At 62.7% G+C, this 18,714-nt stretch carries 16 protein-coding genes; 6 read left to right on the top strand and 10 right to left on the bottom strand.

Annotation, left to right across the window (positions count from 1 at the left end):
• Positions 1-74 precede the first annotated feature (74 nt).
• The gene (locus AC1DXN_RS27340; RefSeq protein ID WP_477277289.1) at positions 75-1,607 is read left to right on the top strand and encodes a hypothetical protein; all 1,533 of its coding nucleotides are present in this window, start codon (positions 75-77) and stop codon (positions 1,605-1,607) included.
• Positions 1,608-1,632: 25 nt separating this feature from the next.
• Here the strand turns inward: AC1DXN_RS27340 and AC1DXN_RS27335 are convergent, their stop codons facing one another.
• Positions 1,633-2,286, bottom strand: a complete 654-nt coding sequence (locus AC1DXN_RS27335; protein WP_477277291.1) for a hypothetical protein — start codon at positions 2,284-2,286, stop codon at positions 1,633-1,635.
• On the bottom strand, positions 2,283-2,582 hold the full coding sequence (locus tag AC1DXN_RS27330) for a DUF3572 domain-containing protein (protein WP_112564834.1): 300 nt from the start codon (positions 2,580-2,582) through the stop codon (positions 2,283-2,285). The genes AC1DXN_RS27335 and AC1DXN_RS27330 overlap by 4 nt, the downstream gene beginning before the upstream one ends.
• Before the next feature lie 237 nt (positions 2,583-2,819).
• Between AC1DXN_RS27330 and AC1DXN_RS27325 the strand changes: the two genes are divergently transcribed.
• Together AC1DXN_RS27325 and AC1DXN_RS27320 are read left to right on the top strand one after the other, a co-directional pair.
• Positions 2,820-3,191, top strand: a complete 372-nt coding sequence (locus AC1DXN_RS27325; RefSeq protein WP_023667574.1) for a response regulator — start codon at positions 2,820-2,822, stop codon at positions 3,189-3,191.
• Between the two features lie 33 nt (positions 3,192-3,224).
• On the top strand, positions 3,225-4,598 hold the full coding sequence (locus AC1DXN_RS27320; RefSeq protein ID WP_477277293.1) for a PleD family two-component system response regulator: 1,374 nt from the start codon (positions 3,225-3,227) through the stop codon (positions 4,596-4,598).
• A 480-nt stretch (positions 4,599-5,078) separates the two neighbouring features.
• Here the strand turns inward: AC1DXN_RS27320 and rpmG are convergent, their stop codons facing one another.
• From rpmG to AC1DXN_RS27280, 8 genes are all read right to left on the bottom strand, one after another.
• The gene (gene rpmG, locus AC1DXN_RS27315; RefSeq protein ID WP_006201775.1) at positions 5,079-5,246 is read right to left on the bottom strand and encodes a 50S ribosomal protein L33; all 168 of its coding nucleotides are present in this window, start codon (positions 5,244-5,246) and stop codon (positions 5,079-5,081) included.
• Between the two features lie 164 nt (positions 5,247-5,410).
• Positions 5,411-5,869, bottom strand: coding sequence for a YqfO family protein (locus tag AC1DXN_RS27310; protein ID WP_477247317.1), 459 nt, complete (start codon positions 5,867-5,869; stop codon positions 5,411-5,413).
• 121 nt (positions 5,870-5,990) lie between these two features.
• Positions 5,991-7,166 carry an MFS transporter gene (locus tag AC1DXN_RS27305; RefSeq protein ID WP_477247315.1) on the bottom strand — a complete coding sequence of 392 codons (1,176 nt, stop codon included), beginning with the start codon at positions 7,164-7,166 and terminating at the stop codon, positions 5,991-5,993.
• Between the two features lie 23 nt (positions 7,167-7,189).
• Entirely contained in the window at positions 7,190-7,930 is a 741-nt protein-coding gene (locus tag AC1DXN_RS27300; protein WP_477247693.1) for an NUDIX hydrolase, read from the bottom strand.
• 176 nt (positions 7,931-8,106) lie between these two features.
• Positions 8,107-8,559, bottom strand: a complete 453-nt coding sequence (locus AC1DXN_RS27295; protein ID WP_477247313.1) for a DUF983 domain-containing protein — start codon at positions 8,557-8,559, stop codon at positions 8,107-8,109.
• Positions 8,559-10,865 carry a ribonuclease R gene (gene rnr / locus AC1DXN_RS27290; protein WP_477277295.1) on the bottom strand — a complete coding sequence of 769 codons (2,307 nt, stop codon included), beginning with the start codon at positions 10,863-10,865 and terminating at the stop codon, positions 8,559-8,561. The genes AC1DXN_RS27295 and rnr overlap by 1 nt, the downstream gene beginning before the upstream one ends.
• Positions 10,866-10,869: 4 nt before the next feature.
• Positions 10,870-13,506, bottom strand: coding sequence for a type I DNA topoisomerase (topA, locus tag AC1DXN_RS27285; RefSeq protein ID WP_477277297.1), 2,637 nt, complete (start codon positions 13,504-13,506; stop codon positions 10,870-10,872).
• 373 nt (positions 13,507-13,879) lie between these two features.
• Positions 13,880-14,257, bottom strand: a complete 378-nt coding sequence (locus AC1DXN_RS27280) for a COG4315 family predicted lipoprotein (RefSeq protein WP_477277299.1) — start codon at positions 14,255-14,257, stop codon at positions 13,880-13,882.
• A 182-nt stretch (positions 14,258-14,439) separates the two neighbouring features.
• Between AC1DXN_RS27280 and AC1DXN_RS27275 the strand changes: the two genes are divergently transcribed.
• The 3 genes from AC1DXN_RS27275 to glmS all read left to right on the top strand — a co-directional run bounded on the left by AC1DXN_RS27275 (position 14,440) and on the right by glmS (position 18,684).
• Positions 14,440-15,186 carry a cytochrome c biogenesis CcdA family protein gene (locus AC1DXN_RS27275; RefSeq protein WP_477277301.1) on the top strand — a complete coding sequence of 249 codons (747 nt, stop codon included), beginning with the start codon at positions 14,440-14,442 and terminating at the stop codon, positions 15,184-15,186.
• A gap of 125 nt (positions 15,187-15,311) precedes the next feature.
• A complete protein-coding gene (gene glmU / locus AC1DXN_RS27270) occupies positions 15,312-16,670 on the top strand; it encodes a bifunctional UDP-N-acetylglucosamine diphosphorylase/glucosamine-1-phosphate N-acetyltransferase GlmU (protein WP_477277303.1) in 1,359 nt (452 codons plus the stop codon).
• Between the two features lie 190 nt (positions 16,671-16,860).
• Positions 16,861-18,684 carry a glutamine--fructose-6-phosphate transaminase (isomerizing) gene (glmS, locus tag AC1DXN_RS27265; RefSeq protein WP_477277306.1) on the top strand — a complete coding sequence of 608 codons (1,824 nt, stop codon included), beginning with the start codon at positions 16,861-16,863 and terminating at the stop codon, positions 18,682-18,684.
• Positions 18,685-18,714: the final 30 nt, after the last annotated feature.

Here is an 18,714-nt window from a genome sequence, read left to right as displayed (position 1 = left end):
CTTGCAGCCGTGATGGTATTTCCCTACCAGTGGCAAGAACGGTTTTGACGGCCGCAATAGAGTGGAGGATCGATATGAAGCGCGTTTTGCCATTTGTTTTGCTTCTTGCCTGCAGCGCACCGGCGCTTGGCCAGACGGTTGATAGCCAGGGCGCGAAGCAGCTTACCGACAATCTGGCGCGCTATTTCGGCAAGACGCCGTTCGACATAGGGTTTCTGAAGATTTCGGTCGACGGCGATGCCTACAAGCTCGCATTCGATTTCAAGCCGCTCGTGGATCTCCTGGGCAAACAGGATGGCTTGAAGCTTGATCTCACGCCCTATGCGCTCTTGACCAAGCCACGCAGCGATGGCGCGTGGGATGTCTCAGGCAATCTGGCACCAGAAGGGACGATGGAGTTCAACGGGCCTCAGGGTCCGCAAAGCATGAAGGTGTCGATCAAGGGCGGCAAGTTCGTCGGCATCTACGATCCCGAACTGGCGGCTTTCAGCAGCGCGACGTCGTCGCTGGAAGGCATGACGATGACGTCGCAGGATGCCAGGCAGCGCACGGATATGAGTTCTGGTGCTGGAACTGCCACAATAAGCGCTATCAAGGGCGCAAATGGCGGTGTCGATTTCAACATGGTTCAGACAATCGCCGACTTTGCCGAATCGATCGCGATCGATAACCCTAACAGCGGGCAGAAAATCCCGCTGGCGATCAAGTCGCCCGAATTGTCGGTGGACGCTAAAGGCAAGGGGCTGCGGACGAAGCCTCTTCTGGACCTGTTGGCCTTCGCCGTGGCCAATCAGGACGAGGCGAATCTGAAGGCCAACCAAGCCGAACTCAAGTCGCACCTCTTGGCCGCGCTGCCGCTATGGGGGCGGATCGATGGCGCTTACAGTTTCAAGGATTTCAGCGTCGGCAGCCCGGTCGGCAGTTTCGGCGCGGCCAATGTGGGTGTTGCTTTCGGCATGGACGGCGTCGCCCGCAGCGGGACGATCAATTACGGGATCAAAGCGTCGGGGCTCTCGATACCGCAACATCTTGTTCCGGCCTGGAGCGTGGCGCTGCTGCCCACCGATTTCGATCTCAATTTCGGCGGCGCCAACATCGATCTCGACACCATGGCGAAGAAGGCAATCGAAGCCTTCGATCTCAACAAGAATCCGCCGCTGTCGGACGATTTTGGCGAGGGGCTGAAGGCTGGCTTCCTGGCCAATGGTCCCAAGATTTTCATCGGCCACAGCACGGTCAAGAGCGGCGGTGCTGAAATCGCGCTGGAGGGCGACATGACGTTTCCCGATGGCGAGAAGCCCGATGCCAACGTGACCATCGACGTCACCGGCTATGACAAGATCGTGGCAAGCCTGCAGGAGGCGGCGAGGACCGACCCTCAGGCTTCGCAAGCTTTCACCGGCGCGCTGGCCATCAAGGGATTTGCCAAGACGCTCCCGGACGGCCGGCTGGAATGGGTCATCAACGCCAAGCACGACGGTTCGGTGGCGGTCAACGGCGCCATGTTGAAGGGTCCCGATCCTGTGGTGGAAGACAACACCGATCAGGATGTGACTCCTGGCGAGGGGAACAGCGGTGGTGGGGCAGGGGCGAAGCTTAGTCCCTGAGCGCCGGGCTTCGACGCGGCTGGCTTTAGAGCCCGAGCGCCGTCGCGATCTTCGGCATAGCCGCGTGCCAATCCTCAACAACCACGATGTCGTCAGGCACTGGCGGCAGGAAGGCGCGCAGCGAATTGTCGGCCATCAGGTGGAAGAGGTGCGCGTCGGCAACGGCGCTGCGCACCGACACCAGATTGTGCGGCTGGTCGTCAACGAAGGCCACCGGCCGGCCCTTGGTGCCGCGCAATTTGGCCACCGCCGGGCCTTTGGCCATTTCGGTCGTCAAAAGCGGGTGGTTCAGCCCGAGAGCGTCGAGATGGGCGCGGCGCACCGCGCGATGCCTGTGCGGCATGGCTGTCAGCAGGATGATCTCGGCGCAATCACCGAGGCTCGAAAGCGCGTGCGCGGCGCCGTCGGTGACACTCTGCCAGTCGGCCTGCGCGTCAAAGAAATCACCCAGGAGATCGGTCACCTCCGCCTGGTCGATCAGACGGCCGCTCGCCGTTTCGGCGATATTGCCGGTGAGACGAAACGAGGCCAGCGTCAGTTCAAAGCCGCGCGACTGGAGAAAACGCGGGAACGGCCGGATGAATTCGAGCACGACATCGTCGACGTCGAGCACCAGCAGCGGCCGGTCGTCGGCGGCAAGTTCCTCGATCTGCCTTGCGGTTTCGGGATCATCGCTCATATCGAATGCTCATGGTCGTCGCCGCCCAGCGGCAACGCTCGCAAGGCCTTGCCGACCGAGGCCGGCGGCGTGCCGGTTTCTTCGGCGAAGCGCAACAAGGTCGGTTCGTGGGCGAGGATGAACTGCAGCACACCGGCGAGGAATCCCGGCTCGCTGGCGGCCCGCCGGATGGAATGGGCTTCGATGCCGGTGATCGCCAGAAAGCGCGGCAGAAGTTCCGGATCGGCGGCGACGAAGCCCAGCGCCTTCACGGCAATGGTTTCGGCTTCCTCGCGCATTGACGCTGCGTTTGCCATCACTACCTTCTGGGTGCGGAAATGAGTCTCTTTTCCGCAGTAATCGCAAGCGTCGCCTGCGGCAAGCCACCGCCCCGGTCCAATGCGGTTTTCGAGATGGAATCCGAATAGCTTTTGCAACTGCGGGTTTCCGTTTCGTCAATCATATTGCCTTAGAGTGAACGTGGGTTTGGTGTGCTCCAACAAGGGCGCATGACGGCAGCCTTCGGGCAGAAGGCTCGCCGGGACGGGAAATCGATGCCTAAGAAGGTCATGATCGTCGAGGACAACGAGCTCAACATGAAGCTCTTTCGGGACCTCATCGAAGCAAGCGGCTATGAGACGGTGCGCACGCGCAACGGTCTGGAAGCGCTCGATCTGGCGCGCCAGCACCGGCCGGATCTCATCTTGATGGATATCCAGCTGCCTGAGGTGTCAGGCCTGGAGGTGACCAAATGGCTCAAGGAGGACGATGACCTCCACTCCATCCCGGTCATTGCCGTCACCGCGTTTGCCATGAAGGGCGATGAGGAGCGCATTCGCCAGGGTGGCTGCGAGGCGTATATTTCCAAGCCGATCTCGGTGCCGCGTTTCATCGAAACCATCAAATCCTATCTGGGCGATGCCTGATGCGCATCGCCAGCCTAGCCGGAGCCTCATGACATGACTGCGCGGATCCTCGTCGTCGACGACATCCCTGCCAATGTGAAGCTGCTCGAGGTCCGGCTGCTGGCCGAATATTTCGAGGTGCTGACCGCCTCCAATGGGCCGGACGCGATCGAGACCTGCGAAAACGGCAAGGTCGATGTCGTGCTGCTCGATGTGATGATGCCTGACATGGATGGGTTCGAGGTCTGCAGGCGGCTGAAGAGCGATCCGGCGACATCGCATATCCCGGTTGTCATGATCACGGCGCTCGACCAGGTTGCGGATCGGGTGCGCGGTCTCGAGGCTGGCGCCGACGATTTCCTGACCAAGCCGGTCAATGACCTGCAGCTGATGACGCGCGTGAAAAGCCTGGTCAGGCTGAAGTCGCTGACCGACGAATTGCGCCTGCGTGCCTCGACCACACGCAACATCGGCATCGAGGAGCTTTTGAGCCGCACCTTCACGTCCGAAGACGCGACGCCAAAAGTTCTGCTGATCGACGAGCGCAAATCCTCAGTCGAGCGCATCCAGAAGATGCTGCGCGACAGTGCCGATCTCGACATTGCCACCGATCCGCATGCCGGCTTCTTCCAGGCTGCCGAAGCGCCCTATGAATGCGTCATGATCTCGACGGCCTTTGCCGAATTCGATCCGCTGCGGCTATGCTCGCAACTGCGTTCGCTCGATCGTACCCGCTTCCTGCCGATCATCCTCCTTGCCGAGGAAGGTGAGGAGGGGCGGATCATCCGCGGCCTCGAACTCGGCATCAACGACTACCTGATGCGGCCGATCGACCAGCAGGAGTTGCTGGCGCGGCTGCGCACGCAGGTGCGCCGCAAGCGCTATAACGACCAGCTCCGCGCCAGCGTCACCCAGACCATCGAGATGGCGGTGACCGATGGACTGACCGGGCTGCACAACCGCCGCTACCTCGACAGCCATCTGCAGACGCTGTTCGATCGCGCCGTGGCGCGACGACGGCCCCTTTCGGTGATGATCACCGATCTCGACCGCTTCAAGACGATCAATGACGCGTATGGTCATGACGGTGGCGATGCGGTGCTGCGCGAATTCGCGCGGCGGCTGCGTAAGAATGTGCGCGGCATCGACCTTGCCTGCCGCTTCGGTGGCGAGGAATTCGTGGTGGTGATGCCGGACACGGATGGCGCGGTCGCCGAAAGGGTTGCCGAGCGTATTCGCGCCGAAATCGCCCAGCTGCCCTTTGCCCTCGGTCATGAGGGCAAGACGGTCGAAGTCACCGTCAGCGTCGGTGTATCGTCGGTGCTCAAGGGGGCGGATACGGTCGCGGGACTGATGAAGCGCGCCGATCTTGCGCTCTATGAAGCCAAGAGCGGCGGCCGCAATCGCGTCGTTGCCAAGGCGGCTTAGGGCCTGTTCCATCCCGATGGACGCGGGATGGAGTTCTATCTCGGTGTTCGAGCATGATCTTTTCTAATCATGCCCAGGGGCCGGCGCCCGATTATCCTGTCAACCCGACAGGGTTACGAATTTACCTTAATCCAAGCGATTCGGGAGCCTTGGTTAAGAAACTGTTGATTTCCATAAGCTGTTGCGCAAATGTGCAGCCCATAGACGGAGCCGGCGCGAGGACAGATTGCCGGATCGATCCGAAAAATACCCCATGATGCTCAGGTCCGCCGCATCTCCTGGGTCCGTGGGGTCGGCCGGCCGGCGCTGGCACATAGTGGCCTCCTCGTACCGCTGCCAACCGCCGACCGGCCCCCTTCTCTCAAAAGGATTACATCAGGATTCCGCGCCAAACTTCGGAAGTTTCGTGCTTTTCAGCGCGCCTTGAAACAAAAACGCCGCCCAATGGGCGGCGTTTTTGTATCGCGGAGAGAAACCAGATTACTTGATCTTGGTTTCCTTGAACTCGACGTGCTTCTTGGCGACCGGGTCGTATTTGCGGAACGACAGCTTGTCGGTCTTGGTGCGGCTGTTCTTGCTGGTCACGTAGAAGAAACCGGTGTCGGCGGTCGACAGAAGCTTGATCTTGATATTTGCGGCTTTGGCCATGATGTTCGTCCGTTGTGTTGGTGGAGTTTTGGCCGCTGGAGCACGGGGAAACACCCGGACGCGGGAAACTTGGCGCGACACATAAAGAAAGCGCCCTGAAAGTCAAGCCCGCGCGGCTTGGTCACGAATTCCCGAGCCGGTCTGGAGCCCACCGTTCCCCTTTGTCAGGCGTCCTCCTTGAGCGGCGAGGCGGCCTTCTTCCAGTCACCCGTCGTGTTCCACCAGCGATTCGGATTGGCCTGGTCATCCAGCCCCTTGGACCGGCTGGCGAGGATTGGCTGAATGCGGATCACCGGTTCCTGATAGGAGTGCGCCTGGAAGATTGCCTCGACCACCCGGGAGGCCAGTGCCTGGTCATCGGGCAATTCGAACGAAACCTCCACCGTGCCCGGGCGACGCCGCAGTTCGGTCTCCGGCCCCGCGGCAGTGCCTTCCAGGGGCCTGTAGCGTTCGATGCCGTGCGCCGACTGATAGGCATTGCGGTCATATTTGCCCATGACCAGCGGCGCTATCGCGACCACGGCGTCCATGATGCGGTCGACATCCGCGGCCGGCGCCTGGAAGGTCACAAGCAGCAGAAGCGTCATTCGAAGGGATGTGGTTTCAAAGCCGCTGTCGATCATGGAGATATCCTCAACTCAAGGTGTTTTCGAGGACACTCTTTTACCCGGAGGCTCCTGACACGGTTCTGTCAGCAGCCACAGCGAGCGGCTATGAACGCAGGGCTGGCGGCCATGCAGTGCGCTACAGGATCTTTCGCAACAGCCTGACGCCGACCAGCGCGATATAGGCGCCGAAGAACAGGCCCAGCGCCCAACCGAAACCGGACGGTCCAAAAGCGTCCATGCCAATGCCGATCGCCTGCGGCCCGAGCACCATGCCGACGCCATAGCAGAGCACGAAGGCAGCGTTGGCGGATGCCAGTTCATGGCCGGAGAGCTGGGAGCCGAGATGAGCGAGGCCGATCGTGTACATGGCCGCGACCACACCGCCCCAGACGAACAGCAGTGCCGCCATCAGATGCCAGTTCTGGGCGAAGAACGGCATGAAGATGGTGCCTGCCAGTCCGACGATGGCGCAGGCCAGAAGCAGATAGCGGCGGTCTGAGACGCGGTCGCTGATCATGCCGATCGGGATCTGCAACAGCACGTTGCCGAGGCCGATCATGGTCAGCAGCAGGGCGGCGTCGGCCTCGGAGTAGCCGATGCGGTTGCCGTAGACCGGGAACAGCGCAAAACCGCCGGTTTCGACGGCGCCGAATACCAGCACGGCAGCGGTCGCCGTCGGCACCAGCCAGATGTAGCGCAGGAAATTGCTGGTCTCGCCGTCGGCCACAATGGTGGGGCTTTCGTTCCGCGCGGCCAGCACCGGTATGGCGGCCAGCGTCACCAATCCGATGATGACGCCGAAGGGCGCGAAGCCGGAACTGCCGAGATGGGCGAACAGCCACGGTCCCGCGGCAAAGCCGAGCGACAGGACGGTGGCGTAGATGCCGAGAACCAGGCCACGCCGGTGCGGCGGCGCCGAGGTGCTGATCCAGAACTCCGACAGGATGAACAGCACCGTCAGCGCGATGTGCAGCACGATGCGCAATGGAAACCACATCCAGAAATCCGGCGCGAAATGGAAACCGACGAAGGCGAGCGCCCCCGCGACAATCATGGCAATCATGGTCCATGCGACGCCGAAGCGCATGGCGAGCGGGGTGGCAAGTGGGGCGCCGGCGATCGAGGCCAGGCCGGCGACCGCGGTGTTGAGGCCGATCATCGATGCCGAATGGCCGCGCGTTTCCAAGATGACGCTGAGCAGCGGCATGCCGAGGCCGATGGCGATGCCGACGACGCTGATCGACGAGATCGCCGCGATCATCGGCAGCCAGTGTACGCGTTCGTCGCCCTGTGGTTGGGTATCGACCGTCATGAGATGCCTGATTACTCGATGCTTTACAGAATTTCGCGGGTGAAGCGGTTGCGGACCAGCCGGTAGAAGGGCACCGAACCACCGGGATGCAGCAGCGGATCGCGGGCGAGCCGGGTCTGCAACTCGTCCAGGATCATGCGGGTGATGTCGGGTATGTCGGCCTCCCTGGCCTTGGCCAGCGGCAACCAGACCAGTTCTTCCAGTTCGTTGGTCGGGCCGCCGCCCGGCAATTCGACCACCACATCGCTGCGCCACGCGCTGAGGAAGCGCGTGTCGAAACGGCGCACCCGGTTGGGCGGGGTGATGGCGCGGGCAATGAAGCGCAGCGCTGCCAGCGAAGGCGTTACGCCGTGCTCGACGAAACCCTGCCAATCGCGCTTGTCCGTCGCAAAGGCGCCTTTCTGACCGATGAGCAGGCCGGCTTCCTCGTAGGTTTCGCGGATTGCTGAGAGCGCAATGGCGCGGGCACGCGCCAGGCTGGTGCGGCCGACGCCGGCGGTCAAATTCGCTTCTTCCTGCGGATGCAAGGCGGTGGCGACGGGGATACGGCTGTCGGCGGGATCGGTGCGGCCGCCGGGAAAGACGAATTTCCCCGGCATGAAGGCGTGGCCGGCGTGGCGACGGCCCATCAGCACCAGAAACTCATCGCCCTGGCGGTCGAGCAGGATCAGCGTCGCGGCGTCACGCGGGCGCATAGGCCTGGCGTCACGCGGTATTTCGCGCCGCTCAACCCTGTCGACTTCTGCCTTGGTCATCCCGTCCATACGCTCGACCTGATGCATGCCGCCCAAAAGTGCGTAGCGGTTTGGGACAACGACATGCATGAAAACACAAATCAAAAGCGCGTCGCATGAATCCCTTCACACGCGACGCGCTTTAGCGGAATCTTCTCGAATGCGAAAGTGGCGTTCGGCCGTGGCCGATTGCGCCAGTCTTGATTTCAAGCCTCGGGATGAGACTCGATCCTGTCTTCTTCACCACCGAAGCCGTGCATATAGAACGCCCATTGCAGGCCGATGACGGCGCCCTTGACTGGCTGCAGCAGCGCCAGCGCCAGAAGGATGGTCAGCGGCACCCAGATGACGATGTGCTGCCAGAGCGACAGGGTGGAGGTCGCCTCGATACCCATGAAGGCGCCCAGCACGATGTGGCCGACGATGACGATGACGAGATAGGCGGGCAGGTCGTCGGCGCGGTGGTGATGAAGGTCCTCGCCGCAGACATCGCATTTTTCGACGGTCTTGGTGAAGGCTCGGAACAGTTTTCCTTCGCCGCAATGCGGGCAGCGGCCGAGCGCGCCGCGCTTCATCGCCGTCCACAGCGGGCGGGCGGCCCGGCCCGAGTGATGTTCGCCACCGAAGATCGGCTGTTCGAGACCCAGTTCGTTTTGCATCATCGTCTCCTGCCGCGCGAGCCTGGACGCGATTGCGACGCACGGGCGCGGCCTTTGGCCTTGTGAAACGACCGCTTGGAGCCGGGCAGCGGCTTCGGGTCGGTCAGCATCTCGAAACGCATCGCACCGGCCATTGGCGCCACTTCGATGAGGCGGACTTCGACGCGGTCGGCAAGTTGATAACCCTTGCCGGTGCGCTCTCCGTAGAGCGATCGGGCCGTCTCGTCGTATATATAGTAATCGCCGCCGAGAGTTGACACCGGGATGAAACCATCTGCGCCAAATTGTGGCAATTGGACAAATAGTCCCGATTTGGTGACGCCCGAAATGCGCGCGTCGAACCGATCGTCGATGCGCTCGGCAAGATAGGCTGCGATCAGCCGGTCGACCGTGTCGCGCTCGGCGGCCATGGCACGGCGCTCGGTGCCGGAGATCAGCACCGAGACGTCTTCGAGCCGCGCTTCCTCATCCTGTGTCAGCCCGCCCGGACCAAGGCCAAGGGCGGCAATCAGCCCGCGGTGCACGATCAGGTCGGCATAACGGCGGATCGGCGAGGTGAAATGCGCGTAGCGTTTCAGGTTGAGGCCGAAATGGCCGATGTTCTTTGGCGAATATTCGGCCTGGCTCTGCGAACGCAGCACCACTTCGTTGACCAGCCCCTCATTGTCGGCGCCACGCACGCGCTCCAGAATGCCGTTGAACTGGCTTGGTCGCATCTGCGCGCCGCGCGCCAAGGACAGGCCGAGCGTCTGCAGAAACTCGCGCAGCGATTCCTGCTTGGCCAGCGACGGCGCATCATGGACGCGGAAAACCAGTGCCTGCTTCTTCGCCTCCAGCGTTTCGGCGGCAGCGACATTGGCCTGGATCATGAACTCTTCGATCAGCTTGTGGGCGTCGAGCCGTTCCGGGACGATGACGCGATCGACGGTGCCGTCTTCCTTGAGCACGATCTTGCGCTCGGGCAGGTCGAGTTCCAGCGGTTGGCGTCCGTCGCGGCCGCGCTTGAGGATGCCGTAGGCGTCCCACAGCGGCTTCAGCACGCTGTCGAGGATCGGGCCGGTCCTGTCGTCGGGCACACCGTCTATCGCCGCCTGCGCCTGCGGGTAGGCCAGTTTTGCCGCCGACTTCATCATGACGCGGTGGAAGGAATGCCTGAGCTTGCGGCCATCGGCGGCAAAAGTCATGCGCACCGCCAGAGCCGGGCGATCCTGGCCTTCGCGCAGCGAACAGAGATCGTTGGAAATGCGCTCGGGCAGCATCGGCACGACGCGGTCCGGAAAGTAGACCGAATTGCCGCGCTTCAGCGCCTCGCGGTCGAGGGCGGTGCCATAGCGGACATAGGCGGCGACATCGGCGATGGCGACGGTGGCGATGACGCCGCCAGGGTTCTTCTCATCAAGATCCGGCGTGGCGAACACCGCGTCGTCATGGTCCTTGGCGTCGGCGGGGTCGATAGTGATCAGCGGCAGGTCGCGCCAATCCTCGCGGTGATCAAGCGTCGCAGGCTTCACGGCCTCGGATTCGGCGATGACGTCGGCCGGAAAAATGTGCGGAATGTCATGGGCGTGGATGGCGATCATCGAGACCGCCTTTTCGCTGGTCAGCGACCCCAGCACCGCCAGCACTTTTGCGCGTGGCAGGCCATAGCGCGAGGCCCTCGCGGGCTCGACCTCGACCAGATCGCCGTTTTTGGCGCCGTTCTGGAATTCCTTGTCGACGATCAGCTCGGGCTGGCGGCGCTCCACCGGCTCGATGCGAAAGGTGCCGTCCTGCAAGATGCGAAAGATGCCGAGAACGGCATCGGTGCGCTTCTCGAAGATCTTCATCACCCGGCCGGTATAGGCGGGGCCGGTCGCCTCATTGGTCGGAAAGGTCTTGGCCAGCACGCGGTCGCCGATGCCGGGCGCCGGCCCGTTGCCGCTGCGCGACACACGGATCGAGACGACGGGCGGTTCGCCAGGGCCGACGGCCTCGGCCGGATGCGCCAGCAAGATGCCGTCGCCGTCGCGGCCAAAAATGTCGAGCACGGCGACATGGGGCAGGGCGCCGACGCGGGCGAGTTGCTTGCGCTCCTTGGTCAGCAGGCCCTCGTCCTGCAGGTCGCGCAAAATGTCCTTCAGCCAGATGCGGTCGTCGCCGCGCAGCGCGAACGCCTTGGCGATCTCGCGCTTTCCGGAACGGTCGGGATTTTCGGCGATATAGCGCAGGATTTCGTCGCGCGACGGGCGATAGTCGTCCTTGACCTTGGCGCGGGTATCAGCGGTGCGCGGATCGCCGTGGGTTCTACCGGTGATCCTGCGCGCCACGCCGTTATCCCTTTTTCTTGGCCGCCGGTTTTTTCGCCGCCGCCTTCTTGGTTGCTGTCTTCTTGGCTGCCGGGGCCTTGGCCGCCGCCGCCTTGCGGAATGGCTTCTTGCCGCCGCCGCCCTTGGCTTCCTTCTCGGCGATCAGCGCCAGCGCGTCCTCGATCGTCACGGACTGCGGGTCCTTGCCCTTGGGCAGCGTCGCATTGACCTTGCCGAAGTTCACGTAGGGCCCGTATTTGCCGTCGCGCACGACGATCTTGCCGCCGCCATCCGGATGGTCGCCAAGCTCTTTCAGCGCAGCGGCGGTGCCGCCATTGCGGCCGCCCTTGCCCTTCAATTGCTTCTCGGCAATCACCGACACGGCGCGGTTGAGGCCGATCGAAAACACCTCGTCGATGCCTTCGAGGTTGGCGTAGGTGCCGTCATGCAGCACGAAAGGCCCGTAGCGACCGAGCCCAGCGGAGATCATCTTGCCGCTCTCCGGATGCTTGCCGACATCGCGTGGCAGCGACAGCAGAGCGAGCGCCTTTTCGTGGTCGATGGACTCGACCGTCCAGCCCTTGGGCAGGCTGGAGCGCTTGGCTTCCTTGCCGTCGCCACGTTGCAGATAGGGGCCGAAGCGGCCGCTGCGCAGCGTGATTTCCTCGGTGGTGTACGGATCCTTGCCGATCACCTTGGTGCCGTCTTCGCCGCCGCCATTCTCGCCATTGGGGTTGGCGGCGTCGCCGAGCTGGCGGGTGAACGAGCATTCGGGGTAGTTCGAGCAGCCGACAAAGGCGCCGAACTTGCCGAGCTTCAGCGACAGATTGCCGGTGCCACATTTCGGGCAGATACGGGGATTGGAGCCGTCCTCCCGCGCGGGAAACACCAGCGGCGCCAGTTCTTCGTTCAGCGCATCGAGCACGTCGGTGACGCGCAGTTCCTTGATGTCGGCGACGGCGCCCGAAAAATCCTTCCAGAAATCGCGCAGCACGTCCTTCCAGGCGAGCTTGCCGTCGGAAATCTCGTCGAGCTTTTCTTCGAGAGACGCGGTGAAGTCATACTCGACATAGCGCCGGAAGAAGCTTTCGAGGAAGGCCGAGAGCAGCCGACCCTTGGCCTGCGGCACCAGCCGGCGCTTGTCGAGGGTGACGTAGTCGCGGTCCTCGAGCGTCTTCAGGATCGCGGTGTAGGTCGACGGACGGCCGATGCCGAGTTCTTCCAGCTTCTTGATCAGCGACGCTTCCGAATAGCGCGGCGGCGGTTCGGTGGAGTGCTGGGTGGCGTTGATCGCTTCGCGGGCAAGCTGCTCGCCGGCGCGGATCTCGGGCAGACGGCGGTTTTCCTCGTCTTCCGCGTCGTCGTCCTTCTGGTCGGTGTAGGCGGCAATGAAGCCGTCGAAGCGGACGACCGAACCGATGGCGCGGAGCTCGGCGGTGCGGGCTCCGTTGACCGCTTCGATCTCGACCGTGGTGCGCTCGATCTCGGCCGGCTGCATCTGGCTGGAGATGGCGCGCTTCCAGATCAGCTCATAGAGCCGCATCTGGTCGGAATCGAGATATTGCCTGACCGAAGCGGGCGTGCGCATGAAATCGGTCGGGCGGATCGCCTCGTGCGCTTCCTGGGCGTTCTTGGCTTTGGTCGTGTACTGACGCGGGTTTTCCGGCAGGTATTTTGGGCCGAATTCCTTGACGATCGCGTCGCGCGCAGCCGCGATTGCCTCGGGTGCCATCTGCACGCCGTCGGTTCGCATATAGGTTATCAGGCCGGTGGTCTCGCCGCCGATTTCCATGCCTTCATAGAGCCGCTGCGCCACTTGCATGGTGCGGCTGGCCGAAAAGCCGAGGCCCGATGACGCCGCCTGCTGCAGCGTCGAGGTGGTGAAGGGCGGGCCTGGATTGCGTCTGGTTGGCTTGGCTTCGACCGAGCGCGCCTTGAAGGTGGCGCCGTCGAGCATCGCCTTGATGTCGTCGGCCTGCGCCTTGTTGGCAATGTCGAGTTTTTGCAGCTTCTTGCGGTCGAAGGCGGTCAGCCGCGCTTCGAAATTCTCCTTGCGCGGTGTGCCGAGAATGGCAGCGATCTGCCAGTATTCCTCGCGGATGAAGCGCTCGATCTCGGATTCGCGATCGCAGACGAGGCGCAGCGCCACGGACTGGACGCGGCCGGCGGAGCGGGCGCCCGGCAGCTTGCGCCACAGCACCGGCGACAGCGTGAAACCGACGAGATAGTCGAGCGCGCGGCGGGCGAGATAGGCGTCGACCAGCGGACCGTCGATCTGGCGCGGATTGGCCATCGCTTCCAGCACCGACGACTTGGTGATGGCGTTGAAGACGACACGGCTGACCGGCTTGTCCTTCAGCGCGCGCTTCTGCTTCAGCACTTCCAGCACATGCCAGGAAATCGCTTCGCCCTCACGATCCGGATCGGTGGCGAGGATCAGGCCATCGGCGTCCTTGACCGCCTTGGCGATGTCGGCAAGGCGCTTGCCCGAGGCCGTGTCGACCGCCCAGGACATGGCGAAATCCTCGTCCGGACGCACCGAGCCATCCTTGGCCGGCAGATCGCGGACGTGCCCGAACGAGGCCAGAACCTTATAGTTCTTGCCGAGGTACTTGTTGATTGTCTTTGCCTTGGCCGGCGATTCGACGACGACGACGTCCATGAGGTCTCATATCAGCTGTGGTGCGGCAGAAGGATTCCGCTGCGCGCGACGAAATCTCGTTCTATTTGTCGCTCACATGGCCGCGCTTTTGCATCCGGTCAAGGGGAAGCGGCCAAATTGCCGGCATGTCCGCAGCAATACACTCTTAGAGTGTATGGAGAAAATCACAGAATTTTGGGCAAGGGCACTTTGTGTCTCGCGTCTCGGAAAACGACTCGGGACTCTGTCGCCTGACCGTCCGTTTAGATCAGGCCGGGTGCCACACACGATCGAGCGTCGAGATAGGCAAAAGGCTGACCGCCGGAGTGCTTGGAGGGGGATATCCGGCAGCCAGCCCGTTTCCCGCCGATGGAGCGGGAATCCAGTTCGAAAATCAGTTGGCCTTGACGATATGCCAGACCTCGCCGACACCGTCGCCGGTCGTATCGCCGGCCTTCTTGTCCTTGATGAAGGTGTAGACCGGCTTACCGTCATAGGCCCACATCTTGGTGCCGTCGGTGCGGTCGACGATGCTCCATTCGTCATCCGCCTTGGCGCCGGCCTCGGCCTTCAGCGGCGGCCAGTTGGTGGCGCATTTGTCGTAGCAGTTGGTCTTGCCCTTCTCGTCCTTGTCATAGGTATAGAGCGTCATACCGTTGGCATCGGTGTAGATCTTGACGCCCCCGACCTCGGCTTCCTTCCATGCCTCGGCGGCGAAAGATGCGGCGGTGCTGAGCAAAAGCGCGGCCAAGCCTGCTGTTATCGTTTTCATCGGAATCTCCCTGGGTGATCGAGAAGCGCGCGGAAAATCGCGGCCTCGTTCGATAAACGCTGCCCGGCTGCGCTTTCTTCCCAGGCAATCCGCTTGCGTATGGCGAGGACTTGCCACGCGATGGTGATTGGCGGACGGGTGCGGTCGCGGCTATATGGCAGCGCAAGGACCAGGAGACGGAAATGGCATTGGACATCGGCTATGTCAGCGCGATCGGGGCAGGGGCGATCTCGTTCCTGTCGCCTTGCGTGCTGCCGCTGGTGCCGCCCTATCTCTGCTACATGGCCGGCGTCTCGGTTGACGATTTCCGCGGCGAGGCCGGCGTGACGGCACGGGAAGGTGCGCGCGGTGCGCTGCTTTATTCCTCGCTCGCCTTCGTGCTCGGTTTCTCCACAGTGTTCGTGGCGCTCGGCGCCGGCGCCTCGACCATTGGCCATTTGCTGCGCGTCTGGCAGGAGCCGCTCGCGATGGCCGCCGGCGTTCTCATCATCCTGATGGGGCTGAATTTCCTCGGCATATTGCGCATTCCGCTGTTGTCGCGCGAGGCGCGCTTCCAGTCACAGGGCAAGCCGGCCAGCCTGATCGCCGCCTATGTCATGGGACTGGCCTTCGCCTTCGGCTGGACGCCGTGCATCGGCCCGGTGCTGGGGCCGATCCTGACGCTGGCCGGCGGCCGCGAGACGGTGGGCGAGGGCGCGGCTCTGCTCGCCGCCTATTCGCTTGGGCTCGGCATTCCATTCCTGATCGCGGCGCTGTTTTCCGGCGCCTTCATGCGCTTCCTCGGAAAATTCCGCGTCCACCTCGGCCGCGTCGAAAAGGCCATCGGCGCGCTGCTGGTGATCGCCGGGGTGTTTTTCCTCACCGGCGGCGTGCAGGCCGCGTCCTACTGGCTGCTGGAGAATTTTCCGGTGCTAGGGCAGCTGGGGTAGGCTAGACCGTCTCATTGAGAGTCAGCAGCTCTGTCATCTCACCGGAATTTAACCGCATTGGTTCAGCATGACGCCAATGCTAGATAGTTCCGATTCCTGATCCTTTTTCATACGGTTGCCATTCCATGAGCCAGAGATCCTGCCTGTCCGTCATCCTCGCCGCCGGCGAAGGCACGCGCATGAAGAGTGCGCTGCCGAAGGTGTTGCATCAGATCGCCGGGCTGCCGATGGTCGCTCATGTCGTCAAGGCGGCCGAAGCCGCAGGCGCCGGCGACCAGGCGCTGGTGATCGGCCATGGCGCCGACGAGATGCGCAAGGCGGCGCAGAAGTTCGCACCGAAGGCCGAGACTTTCGTTCAGGAAAAACGCCTCGGCACTGCACATGCTGTGCTGGCGGCGCGCGCTGCGATATCAAGGGGTTACGACGATGTGTTGGTGATGTTCGGCGACACGCCGCTGATCGACCCCGATGCGCTGACCGTGGCGCGGCTAAAGCTGGCGGAAGGTGCGGCCGTCGTGGTGATCGGCTTTCGTACGCCCAATCCTACGGGCTATGGCCGGCTGATCGAAAAGGGCGGCAAGTTGGTCGCCATCCGCGAAGAAAAGGACTGCTCCGAGGAGGAGCGGACAATAAACTTCTGCAATGGCGGGCTGATGGCGATTGCCGGTAGCCAGGCGCTGAAGCTGCTCGATGCAGTCGGCAACACCAATGCCAAGGGCGAATACTATCTCACCGACATTGTCGAGATTGCCAGCGGGCAAGGCCTCGATGTCGTTGCCACCGAGGCCAGTTTCGAAAATGCGCTCGGCATCAACAACCGGGCCGAACTTGCCGAAGCCGAAGGCATCTGGCAGACGCGCCGGCGGCGCGCAGCGATGCTCTCTGGCGTTACGCTGATCGCGCCTGAGACAGTTTACTTCTCGCACGACACCGAGATCGGCGCCGATACAATCGTCGAGCCCAACGTCTGGTTCGGGCTGGGCGTAACGATCGGCACAGCGTCCAGGATCCATGCCTTCAGCCATTTCGAAGGCGCCACCATCGCCTCGAATTGCGAAGTCGGGCCATTCGCACGGCTGCGGCCGGGCGCCGATCTCAGGAACAAAGCCAAGGTCGGCAATTTCTGCGAGGTCAAGAAAGCGACCATCGAGGAGGGCGCCAAGGTCAATCACCTCACCTATGTCGGCGATGCCCGCGTCGGTCCGGGCGCCAACATTGGCGCAGGCACCATCACCTGCAACTATGATGGCTACTCGAAATTCTTCACCGATATCGGCGAAGGAGCTTTCATCGGCTCGAATTCCTCGCTGGTGGCGCCGCTCACGATCGGCAGCGGCAGCTACATYGCCTCGGGCAGCGTCATCACCGAAAGCGTGCCTGATGACGCGCTGGCCTTTGGCCGCGCCCGCCAGAAGACCATTCCCGGCAAGGGCAAGGAAATACGCGAGCGTTTCGCTTCGGTCGCGGCGGCGAAGAAAAAGTGAATATTTTCAGGTCGATCGCCTGAAAGAACTGAATGATTGCAGTAACCGGATTGCAAGAGCGGTCTGGCATGGTGCATCGGTGCAGAAGCGTCCCGGCTGATACGGGACGAAACGCAATGTGACTTTCGCGGCAGGCCGGCCATCCCTAAATAGCGCTGGGTTTTCTGCAGGGAATCGGGGGCAAGCAGCCATGTGCGGTATCGTTGGGATTGTCGGCCATTCGCAGGTGGCGCCGCTCATCGTCGATGCGCTGAAGCGGCTCGAATATCGCGGCTATGACTCCGCCGGCGTCGCCACCATCGAGCATGGCCAGCTTGGCCGCCGCCGCGCCGAGGGCAAGCTGGTCAACCTCGAACGCCGGCTGAAGGACGAACCGCTCGACGGCACGATCGGCATCGGCCACACGCGCTGGGCAACGCATGGCGTGCCCAACGAGACCAACGCGCACCCGCATTTTTCCGACGGCGTCGCCATCGTTCACAACGGCATCATCGAGAACTTCGCCGCACTGCGCGAGGAGTTGATCCGCGACGGCTATTCTTTCGCGTCGCAGACCGACACCGAGGTGGTGGCGCATCTGGTGGCGCGCGAACTGGCCAGGGGGCTGAAGCCGGTCGAGGCCGCGCACCAGGCGCTGAAGCGACTGGAGGGCGCCTTTGCCCTGGCCATCATGTTCAAGGGCGATGAGGACCTGATCATCGGCGCCCGCAACGGTCCGCCGTTGGCTGTCGGCCATGGCGACGGCGAAATGTTCCTGGGTTCCGACGCCATCGCGCTCGCCCCGTTCACCAATTCGATCACCTATCTGGAAGACGGCGACTGGGCGGTGGTGCGCCGCGACGGGGTCAGCATCTTCGACATGGATGGCAAGAAGGTCGAACGCAAGCGCCAGCAGTCGCTCTCGACCAGCTTCATGGTCGACAAGGGCAACCGGCGCCATTTCATGGAAAAGGAAATCCATGAACAGCCTGAGGTGATCTCCCACACGCTGGCGCACTACGTGGATTTCGTTGGTGGGGTCTCGAAGCCGCTCGACCTGCCGTTCGACTTTGCCAAAATCGGCCGGCTGGCGATTTCGGCCTGCGGCACCGCCTATCTCGCCGGGTTGATCAGCAAATACTGGTTCGAGCGCTATGCGCGGCTACCGGTCGACATCGATGTCGCCTCGGAATTCCGCTACCGCGAGATGCCGCTGTCGGCGAATGACGCCGCCTTCTTCATCTCGCAATCGGGCGAAACCGCCGACACGCTGGCCTCGCTTCGCTATTGCCGCAAGGCAGGCATGAAGATCGGCGCGATCGTCAATGTACGTGAATCGACCATGGCTCGCGAATCCGACGTGGTGCTGCCGACGCTCGCCGGCCCCGAGATCGGCGTTGCTTCGACCAAGGCCTTCACCTGCCAGCTCTCCGTGCTGGCGTCGCTTGCCGTGCGGGCCGGCGTGGCCCGCGGCACGATCTCCAAGGAGCAGGAGAAAACCCTGGTGCGGGAGCTCTCAGAAGCGCCGCGCTATGCCAACCAGGTGCTGAAACTCGAAGCGCAGATCGAGCGGATCGCGCGTGAACTGTCGCGCTACTCCGATGTGCTTTATCTCGGCCGCGACACCAATTTTCCGCTTGCCATGGAAGGCGCGCTGAAGCTCAAGGAAATCTCCTATATCCATGCCGAGGGCTATGCCGCCGGCGAGTTGAAGCATGGGCCGATCGCGCTGATCGACGAGAACATGCCGGTCATCGTCATCGCCCCGCATGACCGTATTTTCGAGAAAACCGTGTCGAACATGCAGGAAGTGGCGGCGCGCGGCGGCAAGATCATCCTGATCACCGACAGCAAGGGTGCTGCCCAGGCCAGCGTGAAGACGATGGAGACGATCATCCTGCCCGACGTGCCGGAAATCATCTCGCCGATCATTTATGCGCTGCCGATCCAGATGCTGGCCTATTTCGCCGCCGTGTTCATGGGCACGGACGTCGACCAGCCGCGCAATCTGGCGAAATCGGTGACGGTGGAATAGGCGTTCTTTAAAAACTTCGCAGTTCCAAAG

The sequence above is a fragment of the Mesorhizobium sp. P2_H9 genome (assembly GCF_056403215.1).
The sequence above is the reverse complement of the archived record's forward strand: the minus strand, read 5'-3'. Positions and strand labels throughout refer to the sequence as shown.

Coding starts and splice junctions, on each gene's coding strand:
- topA (WP_477277297.1), bottom strand. CDS start 13,506: ATGGACGTCGTCGTCGTCGAATCGCCGGCCAAGGCAAAGACAATCAAC.
- AC1DXN_RS27320 (WP_477277293.1), top strand. CDS start 3,225: ATGACTGCGCGGATCCTCGTCGTCGACGACATCCCTGCCAATGTGAAG.
- AC1DXN_RS27310 (WP_477247317.1), bottom strand. CDS start 5,869: ATGATCGACAGCGGCTTTGAAACCACATCCCTTCGAATGACGCTTCTG.
- AC1DXN_RS27325 (WP_023667574.1), top strand. CDS start 2,820: ATGCCTAAGAAGGTCATGATCGTCGAGGACAACGAGCTCAACATGAAG.
- rpmG (WP_006201775.1), bottom strand. CDS start 5,246: ATGGCCAAAGCCGCAAATATCAAGATCAAGCTTCTGTCGACCGCCGAC.
- AC1DXN_RS27305 (WP_477247315.1), bottom strand. CDS start 7,166: ATGACGGTCGATACCCAACCACAGGGCGACGAACGCGTACACTGGCTG.
- AC1DXN_RS27340 (WP_477277289.1), top strand. CDS start 75: ATGAAGCGCGTTTTGCCATTTGTTTTGCTTCTTGCCTGCAGCGCACCG.
- AC1DXN_RS27280 (WP_477277299.1), bottom strand. CDS start 14,257: ATGAAAACGATAACAGCAGGCTTGGCCGCGCTTTTGCTCAGCACCGCC.
- AC1DXN_RS27295 (WP_477247313.1), bottom strand. CDS start 8,559: ATGCAAAACGAACTGGGTCTCGAACAGCCGATCTTCGGTGGCGAACAT.
- AC1DXN_RS27335 (WP_477277291.1), bottom strand. CDS start 2,286: ATGAGCGATGATCCCGAAACCGCAAGGCAGATCGAGGAACTTGCCGCC.
- glmS (WP_477277306.1), top strand. CDS start 16,861: ATGTGCGGTATCGTTGGGATTGTCGGCCATTCGCAGGTGGCGCCGCTC.
- AC1DXN_RS27300 (WP_477247693.1), bottom strand. CDS start 7,930: ATGGACGGGATGACCAAGGCAGAAGTCGACAGGGTTGAGCGGCGCGAA.
- AC1DXN_RS27330 (WP_112564834.1), bottom strand. CDS start 2,582: ATGGCAAACGCAGCGTCAATGCGCGAGGAAGCCGAAACCATTGCCGTG.
- AC1DXN_RS27275 (WP_477277301.1), top strand. CDS start 14,440: ATGGCATTGGACATCGGCTATGTCAGCGCGATCGGGGCAGGGGCGATC.